The sequence below is a fragment of the Flavobacterium sp. CF136 genome (genome assembly GCF_000282055.1).
Taxonomy (GTDB): domain Bacteria; phylum Bacteroidota; class Bacteroidia; order Flavobacteriales; family Flavobacteriaceae; genus Flavobacterium.
Map to the genome: position 1 here is coordinate 22,468 of NZ_AKJZ01000021.1, position 18,906 is coordinate 41,373.

Genomic DNA, 18,906 nt, shown 5'->3' on the forward strand with positions numbered 1-18,906 from the left:
TTTGTTTTTGGTTGTATCCTATATTATAGAATGATAAATCATGATTGCGCAATTTGTAATTTCACATTTAATGGTTTTTTGTGTTAATAATTTTTATACTCGTAATTTTAAACTGGTTTAATTGTTATATCACCAATTAGTACAGTACAATATTAAATATTAAAGAATATCACCACTATAATTCACCGTTCAAAGACTATAACTTATCATCCATTTTAGTATTTGCGCTTGTATTTCCCACAAACTCGCACTTATAAACTATTGAAAAACAACGAGTCTCATAAAAAACACTCTTTCCTTTATTCCAATAAACTTATTTTATATTCACAAGATATATGCTCACTCAATTTTAGGCTGAAGATTGATAAAGAGAAAAATAAAATTAAACCATACTATTTTTATGATTAATTTTAATACATAAAAAAAGCCTGATTTTAAATTTAAAATCAGGCTGATTGGTTCAACTTTTCATATCAGTACAAAATATATTCTACTCCTTTTTTTCTTTTTGATCCTGGATATATTGAGAAGGGGTAACTTTAAAAACCTCTTTAAAAGTTTTTGTAAAATAAGCTGTAGAATTAAAACCACAACTATGCGCTACTTCTTTTATAGAAAAATTATTTGTCAGTAATAATTCAGATGCATATTTTAATCGAATGGTCCTAATAAAATTACTCGGGTTTTGACCTGTCAATGAACTGATTTTTCTGTAAAATTGCGACCTTCCCATACCCAGATTTCCAATTAAATCATCCAGGGTAAAATCAATATTACTCACATTAGCTATTACAATCTTGGTTGATTTTTCTAAAAATTGCTCGTCCAGGGAATTAATAGTCATATCTGACGAAGGAACAATTCCTCCAATAGATGAAAAACGATCTCTGGATCTTTTTCTGGCTTCTAAAAGATTAGCTACTCTCGCTTTCAAAATATTCATATTAAATGGTTTTGAAAGATAGCCATCAGCACCCGTTTGATATCCCTGAAGTATATCTTCGTCCAGATTTCTTGCAGTTAATAACAAAATTGGAATATGACTGATTTCAAAATCATTTTTAACCTCATGACACAATTCAAATCCATCCATCTTAGGCATCATCACATCACTAATTATAACATCAGGGAAATATTTACGTATTTTTTCCAACCCTTCAACACCGTTAGACGCTTCCTTAACCCTGAACTGGTCACTTAATTCATTTTTAATATGATTGCGAAGCACTTTGTTGTCTTCAATTAACAGTACGACCGGTTTATTCCCTTTTTCTTCTTCTTTGTTTATATCATGCAGGATATCAGATTCATCAGTAATAGCAATTTCATAGGCAGCTGATTCTATGCTGTTCATTTGATTATTGGGCAAAATATTTAGCTTAAAACCTTTTCTGACAAGCTTGCCATCTGTTTTTATATCTGTTGGAATCTGAACCGTAAATGTGGATCCGGATTTATATTTACTTTCCACCGAAATTTGGCCCTGATGCAATTCGACTAAACTTTTAGTATAATTCAATCCTATTCCTGTACCTGTTTTTGAAGAATCAGCATGGAAAAATCGTTGAAATACTTCTTTCAATTGTTTCTTTTTAAATCCAATTCCTGTATCCGTAATTTTAATCTGAATCATTTTTTGAGAAGTCACAGGACTAAAAAACAGCCATTTATATTGTTTTTTTAAGCTTTCCTCTTCGGAAATAGAAATCTTAATTATCCCTTTATTATTTGTAAATTTGACAGCATTTGATAACAAATTAGCCAGTATTTTTTCAATTTTATCCGGATCAAACATACCATAATACTCTTTTAGAGAAGACTCAAAAACAAACCGAATATCTTTTGTCTTTGCCAAATCTTCAAACAAATAGAATATATCTTTAGAAAATTTAACTATATCAAGATTAGTAACTTCCAAATACGATTTCCCTGATTCAATTTTTCTAAGATCCAAAAGCTGATCTACCAAATACAGCAGTCGTTTACTGCTTTTTTGAATTAAATTAGCCGATTTTTTTACCTCTTCAGCATCATTTACCTGAGATAATATTTTCTCAACAGGATTTAATATCAACGTAAGCGGTGTTCTGAACTCGTGTGAAACGTTGATAAAAAAACGAAGCTTCATCTGATCCAGTTCATGTTCTTTCTTTTCATTTATTTTTTTAGCATAAAAATTCAACACAAACCATACACCTCCTATAAGTAATAAAAAATAGAATAAATAAGCCCACCATGTTTTCCAAAAAGGAGGCAGCACCTTGATCAAAAGACTTGTCTTTCCCGCACTTTTCCATTGCCCGTCTATTGAAGCTATAACTTCAAATTTATAGGTCCCGGGTGCTAAATTGGCATAATTAGCAATTCTGTTTTTATTTACGTTAATAAAATCATTATCCAAACCGCTCATTTTATAAGCATATTTGACACGTTCAGGGTTTTGAAAATTTAAAGCAACAAAACCAAACGAAATATAACCTTCATTATGCTTTAATTCTAATTCCTCCAGATTTGATATCGATTTATCAAAAAGCACCCTTCCATTTATAGCATCCCCGGCATTTATTCTTTTATTAAAGACCTTAATATCAGTAATAATTGGTATAACTTTATTTGAATTAAGGGAAATATCATTAGGATAAAAAATATTAAACCCATTTATCCCGCCTACAATAATTTTTCCATCAAAGGTTTTTGCAATGGATTTACTCTGAAATTCCACTCCTTGCAATCCATCATGGACATTAAAGTTTTTAATATTTTGAGTTTTGGGATTTAGTAATGACAATCCGCTTTTGGTACTAATCCATATATTTTTATCATTATCTTCCTGAAGCCCCACCACTAAATTATTAGGAAGTCCATTATTAGAAGAGTAAGAATGTTTTAATTTTAAATTCTGGTCTAATTGATACAATCCCATATCGGTACCTACCCAAATATTTCCCTTATAATCTTCCGTGATATGATTGATCCGATTCCCTTGAATATTCTTAATTTTTATCTCTTCAAAATTAATATTGCCAGGAATTCTTTTATTTAAGCTGCTTAATTTTACATAACAAAGCCCTAATGAAGTTCCTACCCATAAACGATTTTTAGAATCCGTAAACAAAGAAAAGACAAAATTACTGATCAAGCTTTTCGGATTATTTAAGATATTTTTAAATTGAAAAAACTTTTCAGTTTCACTATCAAATAAATTCAATCCTGCTGTTGAGGTTCCTAGCCATATTCGTTTTTGATTATCTTTTGCCGCACACCAAACTGTATTTTGACCAATTGAAAACGGGTTTGCCGGATCATTCTCATATCTTTTTACCAATCCGGTGTTTGTATCGAATCTATTAAGTCCTTTATCCCAGGTACACACCCACAAAACATTATTTTCCCCTTCTAATAAATATAGAATCTTGTTGGAACTTAAAGAATTTGAATTTCCGGGAATTGTTTTAAAATGCTTAAAGGATCCGTTTTTATCATCGAATAAATCTAACCCTCCGCCATCGGTACCAATCCAAATTCTTCTTTTACTGTCTTCTGTTACAGATTGTGCAATTTTAGTACTGATACCTTTATCACTGTTGGGCTTGTAAAAATGATGTCCGAATGAAGATTTAAACAAAGCTAATTTATTGATCCCTTTATTATATGTAGCAATCCAATAAATACCGTCTTTATCCTCCAGAACTTTTGAAGGCTGGTTATTTGGCAATGAAAACGGATCATCCTGGCTTTGTACCAAATGCTGAATCGCTCCTTTGGTTTTATCCAACAAATAGATTCCACTGCCATCTGTCGAAGTCCAAATTAACCCCTTCTTATCCTGAAATAAATCAAATATTGGAATAGTATGATTTACCGGTGCAATTTTTCTAATTACCTGTTTCTCAATATCAAAAACATAAAGATGAGCCAAATCATTTCCAATCCAAAAATCACCATTTTTATCAATAAGAATTTGCTTTGGCAAATGATCTAAGTACTGGTTCTTTTCAAAAACAATATTAACCCTGTCAAAAGAGTTTGATTTTGAATTGTATTTATTTAGATAACTCCCATTTGTACCTGCCCAAATATTTCCATATTTATCCTGAACAATACTCGTAACATTATTATTATCTATAGATTTTTTATTCTTTGGATTATTTACATAGCGGGTAAAATCTAAATTATCAAAAGAGGGCGTAATTGAAGAAGTCAAATTGATTTTTAGCAATCCATTTTTAGTACCTACCCAAAGCAAGTTTGTTTTTTTGTCAAACAATAAACTATTTATTTCTTCCCTTAAATTTAATTTTTCAACGTTTTTGCTATAAAGATTTACCCTGTAAAATTTTTGCGAATCTTTATCGAAGATATTCAGCCCATTGCTTGTACCAACCCACAACAGACCTTTACTATCTTCAGTTATTGTATTAATCCTATTATTACTAATAGAATGCGGGTCATTAATAATTGGCCGATAAATTTCAAATTCATAACCATTATACATATCCAAACCATCTATCGTTCCAAACCACAAAAATCCTTCGCTATCCTGAAAAATTTCAACACTGGTACTGCTTGAAAGACCATTATTTGTATCAAAATTTTCGAATTTTAAGTTCGCATATTGAGCAAAAGCAAGTTGATTGAAAGAAAATAAGGCCAACCAGATAATTATTGAATTTTTCATTAATCTGAATTAAATATATTATTTGCCGTTTCTTTTAAATTTCGACATTGCATCAAAATTAAAGAATAAAATACATCTCGGAAATAAAGAGTTGCTTAAAAACAATATTTTCACTAAATAAACATATAATCCATAAAAAATCACACACTTAAATAATAAATATAAAATATTTCTGCCAAAACCAGAATAGCGTTTTTATTCAGGAATCATCCAATAGTATCAATCTTTTTTGAATAATGTAAAAAAAATATGCCAGAAAACCATTTCCGGCATATTCTGTAAAATAAAAACACTTGGAAAACCAACCCAAATACTTTATAATTATTAAAATTGCAGTTGCTTGCTCAGAGCATTTCACAATTAATAATCTATGCGACAATATTAAATTATTTAAGATTTATAATATAAAACTTAAAAATCAATATATATAAAACATAGACCATTTTTAGTGTACCCTCTGACTTTTCTGTAGTAAAAAATATTAAACTAATTGTAATTCAATAGGTATCAGGCGGAGTCGAAGCCCTTTCCATGTAAAACCTTCTTTAATAATTCTATTTTTTAAAAAGTCATTTTTCCTGAGGATAAATTAAATTGGTTAATTTTCAGCAAACGCTAAACCATGGGTTAAATCCAAATGTGATATAAACTTCTTTCTTAAACCCTTGCATAAATAAATGAGTCAATTTAGCTGTAAACTGAATACGCAAAGGACACTTTCTGATTACTAGTAAAATATATTTAAAATTACTAGCCGAAGATTTGTAAAAGTAATTTTAAACCCTATTTTTACAATAAATTCTTACTAATGGTTTAAATAAATAATTTATGGCACATTTTCAAACAAGTTCATATAACAATTAGAAAGTAAAAGGAATTCAGATAAATAGTGAAGATAGTGAAGACACTATAAACAAACATGCCAAAAAGGAATTACAAAATAATAGTGCTAAAAAATCTAAACCCCATTAGTTATGAGTAGAATACGAATTGTTGGAGGTACAATAACAAAAACTACTAAAAGGGCACATCACATGTATTCTGAAGAAAGTATCGTTTTTAATTCAGGAAAAACAATAACTGAAGTAGGTGAAGAAAATGGGATTATTTTTGAAGAGCCAAAAGATGCTCCGAAAATAACAGAAACGAAGGATTTTGACATCACTTTAGAATTAGATAAAAATGAAAAATCGGTGGTTCCATTTGGAATTTTAGATTTTAAAAACAATCCTGAAAACCCATTTTTCAGTTTTAAATATACTTTAAAAAACAGTAATGTAGATTTTTTGAACTTTAAAATTATAGATGAAAATAATGAGATTATTTATCAAATGGGATATTTAAAGCCTATAATCATACATGCTCAAAAGAAACCTTTGATACTATTTGAGACCAAAAAACCAACAGAAGGACCACTCATTTCAAAAACATGGGATTATCTACAAATATTTGAGCCATATGTTTTATCTGAACCTGATTACACCAAAATGGGAGAATACCACCTTAATTGGGATGGTTTTGATAATAATGAAATGTATGACAGTGCCAGATTTGCAGGAAAAAAGCTAAAAGCACAAATTACAGCTACGAAGGGAAATAAAATAAAAACAAAAGAAATTGAGTTTGAAGCATCATACAAAGAGGTAAATTGGGTAGACGTAAAAATTGACCGAAAAGCAAAACGCATTGATATAACTTTGAGAGTTGATCTGCAAGATGGTGGAGCTACAGGATTGGATTGTAATACTTTTACCACAGCAGACGAGATGAGTTATGAAACTTTTACTCCTACAACTAAAACGGAAGATCCGTTTAAAGGTAGTAAAATTACAGTATGTGATTGGGATAAGATACCACAATCTGAAATAAACCCTAGCCATCCTATTATTAAAACAAGAACTCGTAGTTTTACAGATTTAGAAAAATTAGCTTTAGAGGGTATAAATTATCATTGGGGTAGAAATAAAAATCATTTTATTGCTAAAGATATAAAAGTGAATAACGAATCTTATGAATTATATATGAATTCCATAAATGCAAAGGAAAAAGCAATAGGAGGCATAGAATTAGTTTATAATACAAATGGAAATTGGATGAGATCTGGGAATCCAGGAACAATAAAAGATCCCATGAGTGCAGTAGGAAGTATAATATCTAGACAAGCTATATGTTATAATGTAGGATACATTTATTATTTGGATTGGTACGAATTTTATAAAAGTAAAAATTGGAGATATCGCTTTGAAACAGATGAAGATATTGACTTCAAATTTACTTCAGCTCATGAAACGGGGCATGAAATTTTAAAGAAATACGGTGGTACAATCTATTCATATGGACATAAAGGAAGTGTGAATTCTGTTACACAAAAAATGAAGGATGATGCGCCTTCATATAAAGTAAATAGTGAAATTGATATTATGCCTTACTATCCAAATTCTCCCAAAATATATTTATTTAAAAACTTTGTTGCCTCAGAAAAAGATGTGTTAGGGCTTATTTGGTTGACTAAAATTGAAATGAAATGAAAAAAATATTAATGATATTTTTTTTTACAGCAGTTGGATGTACAACTTCTATAAAAAATCATGAGGGATATATTTATGATTCTAATACTAAAATGCCTTTGTCAAATATTAAAATATGCCCTGAACGTAATAATGAAGATTTGAAATGTGTGAAAACAGATAAAAAAGGTTTCTTTAAAACACATCGCATTAATTTATCACAGTATTTATACATATATATAAATGAAAAACTATCAGATTCTATACAAACAGTTTTTACTAATGGAGGTGAAAAATACAATGAATATTTTGTAAATGGAAGAAAAGATACTGCCTTTATAGATATGAAACTAAAAAAAATAATAAGACAGTGATATTGACTTAGTTTTTGTTAATTCTAATTGAGAAAGATATAAATCTAGCGAGTGTAAAAAAATGTTCAATCATTTTTTACAAATTTAGTTCAGAATATTCCATAATGGAGAAATTGATTTAATGCCATATTATACGGATTGGTTGGACTATAGCCAAAGAAATAGGATAGCAGCTTCTGAGAGAGACACTCTAAGTTTAATATGGTTAACAAAACTTAAAGTCAAATGAAAAAAATATATTTATTAATAACAGTTATATTAGTTGTTAGTTGTGCTGGTTATGAAAGTACTAAAAAACAGTACGAAGGCTATGTGTATAATGAAAAAGGAGAAGCTCTTGCCGAAGTAACAATCAAAGAATTTGATATTACGTCATCAAATTCAACACAAACAGATAAAAATGGTCATTTTAAAATGAATAGAGCTTTAGAAAACAGAGTTCCAAATTTAATTTTCAAAAAAAATGGTTACGAAATAGACACTGTTGATTTGACGCGAGGCACTCATTCAGGAAAAATATCTGCTTTTTTCTTAAGAAATCAATCAGACACTTTAGTAATGAAAAAAAGTAAGTTAATTTTGTAGAAGAGTTCAAATAGTGAATGGTAATATTGTAGATCTCATTCATAAAGCGTTAGATTGTGAGATTGGTATTTGATATGATTTTGATGAAAAAGAAAATTAGAAAAAATAAAGAAACGAATTTAGACTGAAGCATTAAATTACTATTATTTTCAAATTTTACTTCTACAGATAGGTTTTATCATGAGAGAAGAGGTTAAAAACGCCATATAAATAAAGATAGTGTCTCACAAACTGTGTAAGTGAGACACTATTTTTATTTATTCTTAAAATTGGATTTCATTTTTTCAAAGTTGTAAGTATCTTTTTTACTGCTAACAATACTCACTACTACCACCACTAAAAGTATCAAATCAGCAATTCCTAAAACCCAAACTGTTATTTCAGAGTCCAAAACAGCATTTATATTCATCTTCCACATAGTTATATTTTTTTCAATCATTCAATTTTAAGTTTTGGCAGTCAGTTGTAACCCTGCATTTTATAACATCTTATCTACTATAATTACATATATTTCTTTAGTAAGGATTCAATAATTTTCACGATATGGTTTTAGACATATTGATTTGTTTACCGCCATCTAACTTTCGCTATTTTTCTTTAACTCTTCACAATCTTAAAACGCATTATAGCCGAATTAATTTTAAAATATTAAGTTATAATATTCAAAAACGTGTCATTTTTTCATTTTTTCAAAAACAGTTTCCACTTTCAGGACAATATCCCGATCCATTAATTGACAATTCCAAAATCTCTTTAACTTAATTAAATCAATATCGGGATAATGAAATTGCATAATAGCTTTTAATGCATCAAACGATTTAAAGCCCATTACGAAAAACTGACATAAAATTTCAGAACATTTATTGAAGGTTGTAAACCTGTTTATAGTCTCAGTTTCCCTAATTGTCAATTTAGATTTAGTTTTCGTATCTTTGTTAGTCATAATAAAACATATATATGTTCATTTGAAAATAAATATATGCAATATTACACAAAATAAACAAATAAAAAGAAATATTTCTTCTTTAAAAAAGAAATAAATACATAAAACACACATTATGAATGCATTAGAAATCAGAGAAAGTAGAAAAAAATTGGGTTTCACGCAGGCAGAACTGGCAAAAAAACTAGGAGTTTCGGTTAAAACAATATCAAATTACGAAAATGGTGAAGTAATACCTGAATCAAAAACAGATTTATTACACAGCATATTAAGCAATAATACACTTAACGAATCGGCAGCTGAATATCATAATCCAAATGTTTTTCGCGAAAAGTTACTGGAATTACAAGAAAAGATAAAAGTCAGAAAAGATTATTTACTTGATTTACAAAACATTAATCCAAAAAATACATCAAAAATTGAACATCAAAAAGAAATAATCAACGTATTAGAAATGAGACTTGATCTTATGATGAATTCAAATAAAGAACTACAGGAAGACCGGGAAATTATTTCACCAACTTCAAAGGATGAAGAAGAAAATTAATTATAAATGCAATTTAGATTATTTTCGAATGTTATAGAATATGATCTCTTTCTCATTAAAATATATTTAACCCGAAACGAAAGTTTCGGGTTTTTGTTTACTAATTACTTTCCTTTATTTTCATAAACAAATAACATCAGCCAATTTCAGGTTTACAACAACACATCTTTTTTAAATTGAGTATAAATCTCACAATAATCAAACAAAAACATTAATCTAACCTTAAACTAAAAGGTAAATTTGAGTCAGTTTTATTTTTAGCAGTTTTAGCAAAAATATATCAAAAACTATTTTATAATTCAAAAATACTAATTACAAGTATCTTAAACGTCATTTTTAAAAAAAGCAATTACAAAAAAGAGAATCATTGTTGTTTTTTTTTAAAAATAATGCAGGTTTTTAGTTAAAATTATTTTTATAAGAAATAACTTCTGTATAAATAGGTTTTACTTGCGAAAAATCAGATTTTATATTTGTATATTTGGAATAACTGGATAATATGGTGATTTTTTTATGCATTTTATTGATTAATTCATATTACAAAATGGGTTTTATTGTGTAGCATTTTTTTGTAAATAATTTAGCAATTAACATCCTTTTTTATATTCTGAATAAATGATTTCACCACGTCCTTAAATATGCTAAGTATCATTTCTGATTTAATTTCTGTGAAAGATTGCCTCAATTCTAAAAATTAAACCTATGAAAAAAATCTTAATCTTAATAGTCCTGGCAAGTTTCACAACTTATGCAGGTCCCACTCCACCCCCTCCGGGTCTCCCTCCTCCAGCCGTAACAATAGATCGGGAAGTTGAATTATTACTCACAGCAGGCGTCTTTTTAGGTGTATATTGGATTCGTAAAACAAGAAGATGAATTTATACTTGTAAAATCATTCAATAATTATAGTCTGATAACAATAATTAAAAACTAGTACAAAATGGAAATTATGAAAAAAGCAATACTAATATTTCTGGTACTGATCTCTTCAAAATCTGTTTCCCAAATTTATTTTGGTACCAACGCATCAATGTATGTTAAAAATCAAGTACTATATGTAACACAAGATGTAAATTTAGCTACGAGTTCAAATTTATATTTGAGAAATAACTCTCAGCTTGTTCAAGGCACTACCGGAACTTCTACTAATACAGGAGCAGGTACTTTATCTGTTTATCAGGAAGGGACTTCTGATCGTTTTGAGTATAACTATTGGTGTTCCCCTGTTGGAGTAGCGTCTGCTTCTTCCGGAAATGCAAATTTCGGAATTACAATGTTAAACAGGCCTACAACTTCTACCGCAGCTACACCCGCTACTATTCTGGGTGCAGGAATTTATGACGGATATGCAAACCCTCTCTCAATTGCATCAACCTGGGTTTATAAATTAGTGAATTCCAATAATTATTCGCAATGGGTTGCTGTAGGCAGCGCAACAACTATTGCACCGGGAGAAGGTTTTACCATGAAAGGAACCGATGGAAGTGATTCTGTTGATCCCGAGGGTACCAGTATAACCAATAATCCGGGTAGTGCTCAAAGATATGATTTTAGAGGAAAACCAAATGACGGAAATATTACTGTAACGGTTGGTATCAATAACTCCACATTAACCGGAAATCCCTATCCTTCAGCATTACACCTGAACGCATTTCTTTTGGACACAGACAATACCGCATCAGGCGGTGTGGCTTATTTTTGGGAACAGGATAAAACGGTAAATTCACATTACCTTACCGCTTATAGAGGTGGCTATGGCTCTTATTCACCCGGCACTTTAGGTTCAAATGGTGTTTATGTACCCGCTACTTTTAATTCTTATACCTCCACTGGTGCTTTAAATACAACAGGAACATCATCCGGACTGGTAATAGAGCGTAAATACTCACCAATTGGTCAGGGTTTTATAATTAATGCTACCGCAAGCGGAACCCTTACATTCAAAAATTCCCACAGGGCATATTACCAGGAAAATAGTGGGTTATCAAAATTTGAGAAACCGGCAAAAACAAATAAAACAGCTAAAAGTGCAGAAACTAATGAAGATATTGTTGAAATTTCACACTTTAAATTGAATACGATAATCAACAATCAATTTACCAGACAACTGGCATTGGCTTTTTTGCCCGAAGCTACTGATGGAGTAGATTTTGGTATTGATGCTCAAAATATTGATGCTGACCTTCCCAATGATGTATCTTTTTCGATTGCAAATGGTAATTACGTTATTCAGGGAGTAAATTTTGATCCTTCAAAAAGAATACCATTAACAGTAAAGGTTACTACCAGTGCTACTTTTAAATTTTATGTTCCTGAAGTTGTAAATTTTGATTCTTCAGAAACTATTTATTTGTATGACGGGCTAGACTCCTCTTATCATGATATAAAAAACGGAACATACGAAGTAACTGTTTCGCCCGGAACCTATTCAGATCGATTTAAAATTACGTTTGCAAATCAAACATTAGGCACTCCTAATGAGGCCATAAGCAATTTCTTCATTAATCAGGATAACATTAATCACAATTTAAAAGCTTCAAACCCTAATCATTTAGCAATAAAATCATTTAGATTATATGACATGCTTGGCAGAGTAGTATTATCCAAAAAAGATCTGGGGTCTGATCCAAATTACGTTTTTTCAACCAGCAGTATCAGTCACGGTGTTTATATCGCAGAATTCTTAACAATAAATAATGAAAAACTGACTCAAAAAGTTTTTATTTCAAATTCAGGAAACTGATAATTGATTTAAAAACAAAACCCTGACTATCCAACCACCAAATGCGAGTTTGGTTCTTGATAGTACTTTTACAACTCAGGGAATGTTAGCACCCGGAATGACAACCGCCCAAAGAAATGCAATAGCATCTCCTGCGGATGGTTTAATAGTTTATGATATTTACTTAAAATCATTTTATTTTTATGTAAGTACAACTACATCATGGACACCTCTTAACAGCGGCGCTGCTATTTCATAATAATTTTGGACATTGGCTGTAAGGAATTTATAAAATAATAAAACACTTGTAAAAACATCGCAAGTGTTTTTTTTTATTTTTTTTTATAATTTTTTGTCCAATTCTGAAAGTTCAGTTGTCATTAGGGTATAACATTTAAAATTATACAACATGGAAACTAGAATTAATGTATTCGAAAAAGGTCAAAAAGCATTAGGAGCTTTATTTGGAATTGCCGGTTATTTGAAAAAAGCTACAATCGAAAAATCTCTTTTAGAGTTAGTAGATTACAGAGTTTCACAGATTAATAATTGTGCTTATTGTTTAGACATGCATTCCAAAGAAGCTTTGGCTAATGGTGAAACAATACAGCGCTTATGCGGATTAAGTGCCTGGAGAGAAACTCCTTATTTTACACAACGCGAAAGAGCCGCTCTTGCCTATGCAGAAGCCGTAAATGCCTGTAATGTTCCGGACGAAATTTACAATATCGCAAAAGCTGAATTTTCTGATGAAGAACTAATCGATCTTACGTTTGCAATTGCCACAATTAATACCTGGAATCGTATGAACATCGCTTTTTCTAATACTCCGGGAGCCTACAGAGTGGGACAATTTGGATAAATAAACCGGCTGTTTTTATACGGTAAAATATTAAATTTATACCTTAATAAAAACAGCCTTTATTTTAATTATTTAAAATGCAAATTGATAACTTATAAAACATAAAGAAATGAATGAATTTTTATTAATTTTCAGAAGAGATTTTACATCAAAAGAAATACAGCCTTCTCCGGAAGAAATGCAGCAGCATTTTCAGCAATGGCAAAATTGGTTTGGAAGTTTAGCTGCACAGGATAAACTCGCAAGACCTTTACAACGTTGGGACGGACAAGGTAAACTGGTAAGTTCTGATAAAGGCATCACAAATGGCCCTTATGCCGAAATTAAGGAATCTATTGGCGGATTAGCTATCATCAGGGCCAAAGATTATGATGAAGCTGCCGAAATTGCCCAGGGCTGTCCGGTTTTGAATTTTGGTGGAAATGTAGAAATACGAATGGCCGTTTAAACTTGAAATGATAAATATTAAAAATGCCTTTGTATCTTTACTTAGGCATTTTGCTTTATGATATGGATAATAAAGAACTTATACCAAACTTATTCAGAACCGAGTATCAAAAAATAGTTTCGGTTCTCTGTAACCTGTTTGGAATTCATCATATTGAAATTGCTGAAGATATTGTGAGCGATACTTTTCTGGCTGCATCAGAAACCTGGGCCATAAAAGGAATACCTGAAAACCCAACGGCATGGCTTTATACCGTAGCCAAAAATAAAACTAAAAACTATTTTAAAAGAAATAATGTTTTTGAAACAAAAATAGTTACCGAAATAAAATACAATACACCACTGAATACTCCTGAAACAGACATTGACTTATCAGATCAAAATATTGCTGACAGTCAATTGGCAATGATTTTTACCGTTTGTGATCCTTGTAATTCTGACGAAGTCCAAATTGCACTGGCTCTTAATTTATTATGTGGTTTTGGAATAAATGAAATCTCCGATGCTTTCCTTTCCAATAAGGAAGTCATTTATAAAAGAATCAATCGCGCCAAGGAAAAACTCAAAGAAAAAAATATTAAAATCCAAAATCCAGGCCCTTCTGAAGTAAAGAACAGAATGAATACGGTTTTGAAAACAATATACCTTCTTTATTCTGAAGGCTACTACTCTATTTCGCAAAACACAACTTTACGCAAGGATCTTTGTGCCGAAGCGATGCGGCTTGCTTACTTATTAATTCAAAATGAAACTACAAATCTGCCGGAAACCAATGCTTTGATGGCTTTAATGTGTTTTCATTCTTCCAGATTTGAAGCCAGGACATCTGAAAATGGTGAAATTATTTTATATCAGGATCAGGATCAATCGCTTTGGAATCAGGAATTAATAGATAAGGGAACTTATTTTCTGAGTAAATCATCAACAGGAAATACGCTTTCAAAATACCATCTAGAAGCAGGAATTGCTTATTGGCACACGAAAAGAGAAGATACTGTTAAAAAGTGGGAACATATTCTCGAATTGTACAACAATCTGATCATTTTAGAATATTCCCCGATTGTGGCTCTGAACAGGACTTATGCTTTATCAAAAGTAAAAAGCAAAGAAGAAGCAATCACAGAAGCCGAAAAACTCAATTTAACCGACAATCATTTTTATTATTCCTTGCTCGGAAATTTATATACTGACTTTGATAACAAAAAAGCATTACAACAATTTGAAACCGCACTCGGCTTAGCCAAAACATTAGCCGATAAAAATATCATCAGCAAAAACATAGAACAACTGAGCTCAAAAAACTAATTTAAAGATAAAATCTCTTATAATGAATAACCATAAATATTTCGAATCCAATTATAAAAAACTGGGTTTCCTCGTTCTCAATCAGGATTCTATTGATGAAATTAATGGTGATTATTACAAACCTTATATCAAAGTACTTTATTTGCCCGAAGATTATTCGATAACAATCGATTTTAAACATTATAAAACCACAACTCCTTCCCTATTTTTTATCAACAGCAATCAATATCTGCAAATTGAGAAAGAAGGAAAAAAACAAGGTTATTTCATGTATTATAATCGTGATTTTTATTGTGTACAAATTCACGACGCAGAAGTAGCCTGTGATGGATTGTTGTTTAATAATATTTTCGAAATGCCAATGACGGCTTTACCTGATAAGGAAATTTTATTTGTGGAAGGAATTTACAATCAGATTCAGGAAGAATTTGACTCCCCCGATTCTTCGCAGGAAGAAATGATCCGAACCTATTTGAAGCAACTTATTATAAAAGCAACCCGAATCTGGAAAGTACAGCAATTAGGTATGCTGAATGATGAACCTACAAAAGAAATGGATTTTTTCAGGGACTTTAGCCGTTTGGTCGAAATTCATTTCAGAACCAAACATACAGTTGCAGATTATGCGGATATTCTTGGTGTGGCCCCAAAAACATTATCCAATAAATTCAATCGTTTGGAATTAACCCAGCCTAATGATATTATTAAAGAACGAATTATTCTTGAAGCAAAAAGGCTTTTAGGACACTCTTCTTTAAGCGTAAAAGAAATTGCCTATCAACTCGGATATGAAGATCCGGCCTATTTTAACCGGCTTTTTACAAACAAAGTTGGCGACACTCCTTCAAATTTCAGAAAAAAATACCTTCAAGGGAAAAATGTACAATTAGAATAGACTTTTGTGTATTTTTAGAGCTTTACTACCACCATATCTTTGTACTATCAAATTATAACTGATAAAAATTAAAGATATGAAACGTAAAGCACAAGCCGTTTGGAACGGTAACATTAAAAACGGAAACGGATCTCTAACTACAGACAGCACCGTATTAAACAAAACTCAATATTCATTCAACAGCCGTTTCGCTGATGGTATTGGAACAAATCCCGAAGAATTGTTAGCAGCCGCTCATGCAGGTTGTTTCACCATGAAATTAAGTTTAGACCTAACTACTGCAGGTTTTGCCGTAGACACATTGGCTACAGAATCGACCATTACTCTAAACGACGGAAAGATTACTCAATCTTTATTAGTACTAAATGCAAAAGTTCCCGGAATCTCAGAAGAAGAGTTTTTGAAAATCGCTAAAGGCGCCGAAGAAACTTGTCCGGTTAGTCAGGCTTTTTCTTTTGAAATTGTACTTCAGGCAAATCTTATTTCTTAATTTAAAAAAACAATAATCATGAAAATTATAAAATCAATACAGCAAAGTTTATTTATAATTGCATTTCTAACACTAAACACAATCGTTAAGGCGCAAGAAAGACAATACAAAGGAGAAAATGACCCACAGGTTTTTACAGAAGTCCGCAGCTTTTTGAAAGCATTAAATTCCGGTGACGGCAAACCTCTTGAACAATTAAGTGTAGCTGATGCACGTGGTGTATTGGTTGGTGCTCAAAAATCTGTAGAAGTAAATTATTCAGGTATTGAAGAATCTGAAAAAGTAATTTCACAAAACGGATATAAAGTAAAAATTCATATCACAAAACCAAAAGGAGCCAAAGCAAATGCTCCGGTATTTATCTTCATTCACGGAGGCGGATGGGTTCTTGGAGATTATCCGACCCATAGAAGATTAGTGAGAGACTTGGTTGTAGAAAGTGGTGCCGTAGCAGTCTTCCCTGACTATACGCCTTCTCCTGAAGCGCAATACCCGGTAGCAATTAATGAAATTTATGCAGCAACTCAATGGGTCGCCCAAAATGGAAAAGAAATTGGTGTTGACGGTAAAAACCTTGCTGTAGTAGGAAACAGCGTTGGCGGAAATATGACTGCGGCTATTACCTTAATGGCGAAAGATAAAAAAGGCCCTCAAATAAAATTACAGGTTTTATTATGGCCGGTAACTGACGCTAATTTTGAAACAGAATCTTATAATTCTTATGCAAACGGAAGATTCTTAACTAAAAATATGATGAAATGGTTTTGGGACAGTTATCTTCCTGACACTAACAAAAGAAAAGAAATATATGCTTCTCCATTACAGGCAAGCTTAGATCAGCTTAAAGATTTACCTCCTGCTCTGGTACAAACTGCCGAAAATGATGTTTTGAGAGATGAAGGTGAAGCTTATGCAAGAAAATTAAACGAAGCCGGAGTTCCGGTGACCCTGACAAGGTACAATGGATTAATTCACGATTACGGACTTTTAAATCCGATTGCAAATGTCCCTGCTGTACAAACTGCTGTTGAACAGGCTGCCGTAGTAATTAAAGCTACACTGAAATAAGAATTTCAAAAATATTCAATAACCAAGGATAATAAAAACATAAAAAGACATACGTTCTGTATGTCTTTTTATGTTTTTACGAATAAGCTATTTTAAATAATAAACTTAATTATTTAATGGCTCCAATAATATCATATTTAGTAATGATATGATGGTGACCATTTTCTAAATCAACTAAAACAGCATCATTTTCTTTGGTAAAAAGTTTAGAAACTTCTTCGATTGGAGTTCCTGGCTTAACAATCGGGAATGGTTTCCCCATTACTTCCTTAATAGGTTTTTCAGCTACATTTTTATCGGCTACATAACTTCTGAACAAATCGGTTTCATCAACAGAGCCAACAAAACCCGTAATATCAACTACCGGAATTTGAGATATTTTATATTTACGCATACGTTCAATAGCGTGCGAAACCAGTTCTTCGGTACGAACCACAATCAGTTCTTTATCAATATGGTCTTTAATAACATCTTCTGCCTTTGTAATATTTTCATCCAGAAAACCACGCTCACGCATCCAGTCATCATTAAACATTTTACCTACATAACGGCTTCCTGAATCGTGAAATAAAACAACAACAACATCTTCAGGTTTAAAATGTTCTTTTAACTGCAATAATCCCTTAATACAAGCTCCTGCTGAATTCCCGACAAAAATCGCTTCTTCCAAAGCAATTTTTCTTGTGTAAACCGCCGCGTCTTTGTCTGTTACTTTTGTAAATCCGTCAATTAACGAAAAGTCAACATTTTTAGGTAAAATATCTTCTCCAATTCCTTCGGTGATGTAAGAGTAAATTTCGTTTTCGTCAAAAATCCCCGTTTCATGGTATTTTTTAAAAACAGAGCCATAAGTATCAATTCCCCAAATTTTAATATTTGGATTTTTTTCTTTTAAATATTTTCCAACACCCGAAATAGTTCCACCCGTTCCTACCCCAACTACAAAATGTGTAATTTTACCATCTGTTTGTTTCCAGATTTCCGGACCTGTTTGCTCATAATGTGCCTGAGTATTCGATAAATTATCATACTGGTTTACATACCATGAATTAGGTGTTTCTTCGGCCAGACGCTTTGAGACCGAATAATACGAACGAGGATCTGTTGGTTCAACATTTGTAGGACAAACAACTACTTTGGCACCAACAGCACGCAAAATATCCATTTTTTCTTTGGATTGTTTGTCTGATATCACACAAATCAATTTGTATCCTTTTATAATTGCCACAAGTGCCAGTCCCATTCCGGTATTTCCGGAAGTTCCTTCTATTATAGTTCCGCCGGGTTTTAAACGTCCGTCAGCTTCAGCATCTTCAACCATTTTCACAGCCATTCTGTCTTTAACAGAATTTCCGGGATTAAAAGTTTCGACTTTTGCCAATACCAAAGCATCAATTTCAGCAACAACTTTGTTGAGTTTTACTAATGGTGTATTTCCAATAGTTTCTAAAATATTATTTGAAAAGTCCATTTTTTTGAATTT

Annotated in this window: 15 protein-coding genes; 12 read left to right on the forward strand and 3 right to left on the reverse strand. The window is 31.4% G+C overall.

What is annotated here, in order from left to right; translation table 11 throughout:
* Positions 1 to 490: 490 nt before the first annotated feature.
* Positions 491 to 4,678 (reverse strand): hybrid sensor histidine kinase/response regulator transcription factor, encoded by a 4,188-nt coding sequence (locus PMI10_RS09020; protein ID WP_007806917.1) that lies wholly within the window; start codon positions 4,676 to 4,678, stop codon positions 491 to 493.
* 974 nt (positions 4,679 to 5,652) lie between these two features.
* On the opposite strand from PMI10_RS09020, the gene PMI10_RS09025 reads away from it, so the two are divergent.
* From PMI10_RS09025 to PMI10_RS09035, 3 genes are all read left to right on the forward strand, one after another.
* Positions 5,653 to 7,206, forward strand: coding sequence for a hypothetical protein (locus PMI10_RS09025; protein ID WP_007806918.1), 1,554 nt, complete (start codon positions 5,653 to 5,655; stop codon positions 7,204 to 7,206).
* A complete protein-coding gene (locus tag PMI10_RS09030; RefSeq protein ID WP_007806919.1) occupies positions 7,203 to 7,559 on the forward strand; it encodes a hypothetical protein in 357 nt (118 codons plus the stop codon). The genes PMI10_RS09025 and PMI10_RS09030 overlap by 4 nt, the downstream gene beginning before the upstream one ends.
* Positions 7,560 to 7,784: 225 nt before the next feature.
* Positions 7,785 to 8,144, forward strand: coding sequence for a carboxypeptidase regulatory-like domain-containing protein (locus tag PMI10_RS09035; RefSeq protein ID WP_007806920.1), 360 nt, complete (start codon positions 7,785 to 7,787; stop codon positions 8,142 to 8,144).
* 253 nt (positions 8,145 to 8,397) lie between these two features.
* On the opposite strand, the gene PMI10_RS09040 is transcribed toward PMI10_RS09035, so the two are convergent.
* Entirely contained in the window at positions 8,398 to 8,583 is a 186-nt protein-coding gene (locus PMI10_RS09040) for a hypothetical protein (RefSeq protein ID WP_035631623.1), read from the reverse strand.
* 619 nt (positions 8,584 to 9,202) lie between these two features.
* Here PMI10_RS09040 and PMI10_RS09050 point away from each other — a divergent pair.
* The 9 genes from PMI10_RS09050 (at position 9,203) to PMI10_RS09085 (ending at position 17,423) form a co-directional block, all read left to right on the forward strand.
* Positions 9,203 to 9,634, forward strand: a complete 432-nt coding sequence (locus PMI10_RS09050) for a helix-turn-helix domain-containing protein (RefSeq protein ID WP_007806923.1) — start codon at positions 9,203 to 9,205, stop codon at positions 9,632 to 9,634.
* A gap of 949 nt (positions 9,635 to 10,583) precedes the next feature.
* On the forward strand, positions 10,584 to 12,377 hold the full coding sequence (locus PMI10_RS09055; protein WP_035631633.1) for a T9SS type A sorting domain-containing protein: 1,794 nt from the start codon (positions 10,584 to 10,586) through the stop codon (positions 12,375 to 12,377).
* 49 nt (positions 12,378 to 12,426) lie between these two features.
* Entirely contained in the window at positions 12,427 to 12,615 is a 189-nt protein-coding gene (locus PMI10_RS22050; RefSeq protein ID WP_157489760.1) for a hypothetical protein, read from the forward strand.
* 150 nt (positions 12,616 to 12,765) lie between these two features.
* Entirely contained in the window at positions 12,766 to 13,218 is a 453-nt protein-coding gene (locus PMI10_RS09060; protein ID WP_007806928.1) for a carboxymuconolactone decarboxylase family protein, read from the forward strand.
* A 109-nt stretch (positions 13,219 to 13,327) separates the two neighbouring features.
* Positions 13,328 to 13,666: a YciI family protein gene (locus tag PMI10_RS09065; protein WP_007806929.1), complete on the forward strand. Its 339-nt coding sequence runs from the start codon at positions 13,328 to 13,330 to the stop codon at positions 13,664 to 13,666.
* Positions 13,667 to 13,728: 62 nt separating this feature from the next.
* A complete protein-coding gene (locus tag PMI10_RS09070; RefSeq protein ID WP_035631634.1) occupies positions 13,729 to 14,970 on the forward strand; it encodes an RNA polymerase sigma factor in 1,242 nt (413 codons plus the stop codon).
* A gap of 22 nt (positions 14,971 to 14,992) precedes the next feature.
* Positions 14,993 to 15,865, forward strand: a complete 873-nt coding sequence (locus PMI10_RS09075) for a helix-turn-helix domain-containing protein (RefSeq protein ID WP_007806931.1) — start codon at positions 14,993 to 14,995, stop codon at positions 15,863 to 15,865.
* 76 nt (positions 15,866 to 15,941) lie between these two features.
* Positions 15,942 to 16,355 (forward strand): OsmC family peroxiredoxin, encoded by a 414-nt coding sequence (locus PMI10_RS09080; RefSeq protein WP_007806932.1) that lies wholly within the window; start codon positions 15,942 to 15,944, stop codon positions 16,353 to 16,355.
* 18 nt (positions 16,356 to 16,373) lie between these two features.
* Positions 16,374 to 17,423: an alpha/beta hydrolase gene (locus PMI10_RS09085; protein WP_007806933.1), complete on the forward strand. Its 1,050-nt coding sequence runs from the start codon at positions 16,374 to 16,376 to the stop codon at positions 17,421 to 17,423.
* 109 nt (positions 17,424 to 17,532) lie between these two features.
* On the opposite strand, the gene PMI10_RS09090 is transcribed toward PMI10_RS09085, so the two are convergent.
* Positions 17,533 to 18,894, reverse strand: coding sequence for a pyridoxal-phosphate dependent enzyme (locus tag PMI10_RS09090; RefSeq protein WP_007806934.1), 1,362 nt, complete (start codon positions 18,892 to 18,894; stop codon positions 17,533 to 17,535).
* Between the last annotated feature and the right edge of the window lie 12 nt (positions 18,895 to 18,906).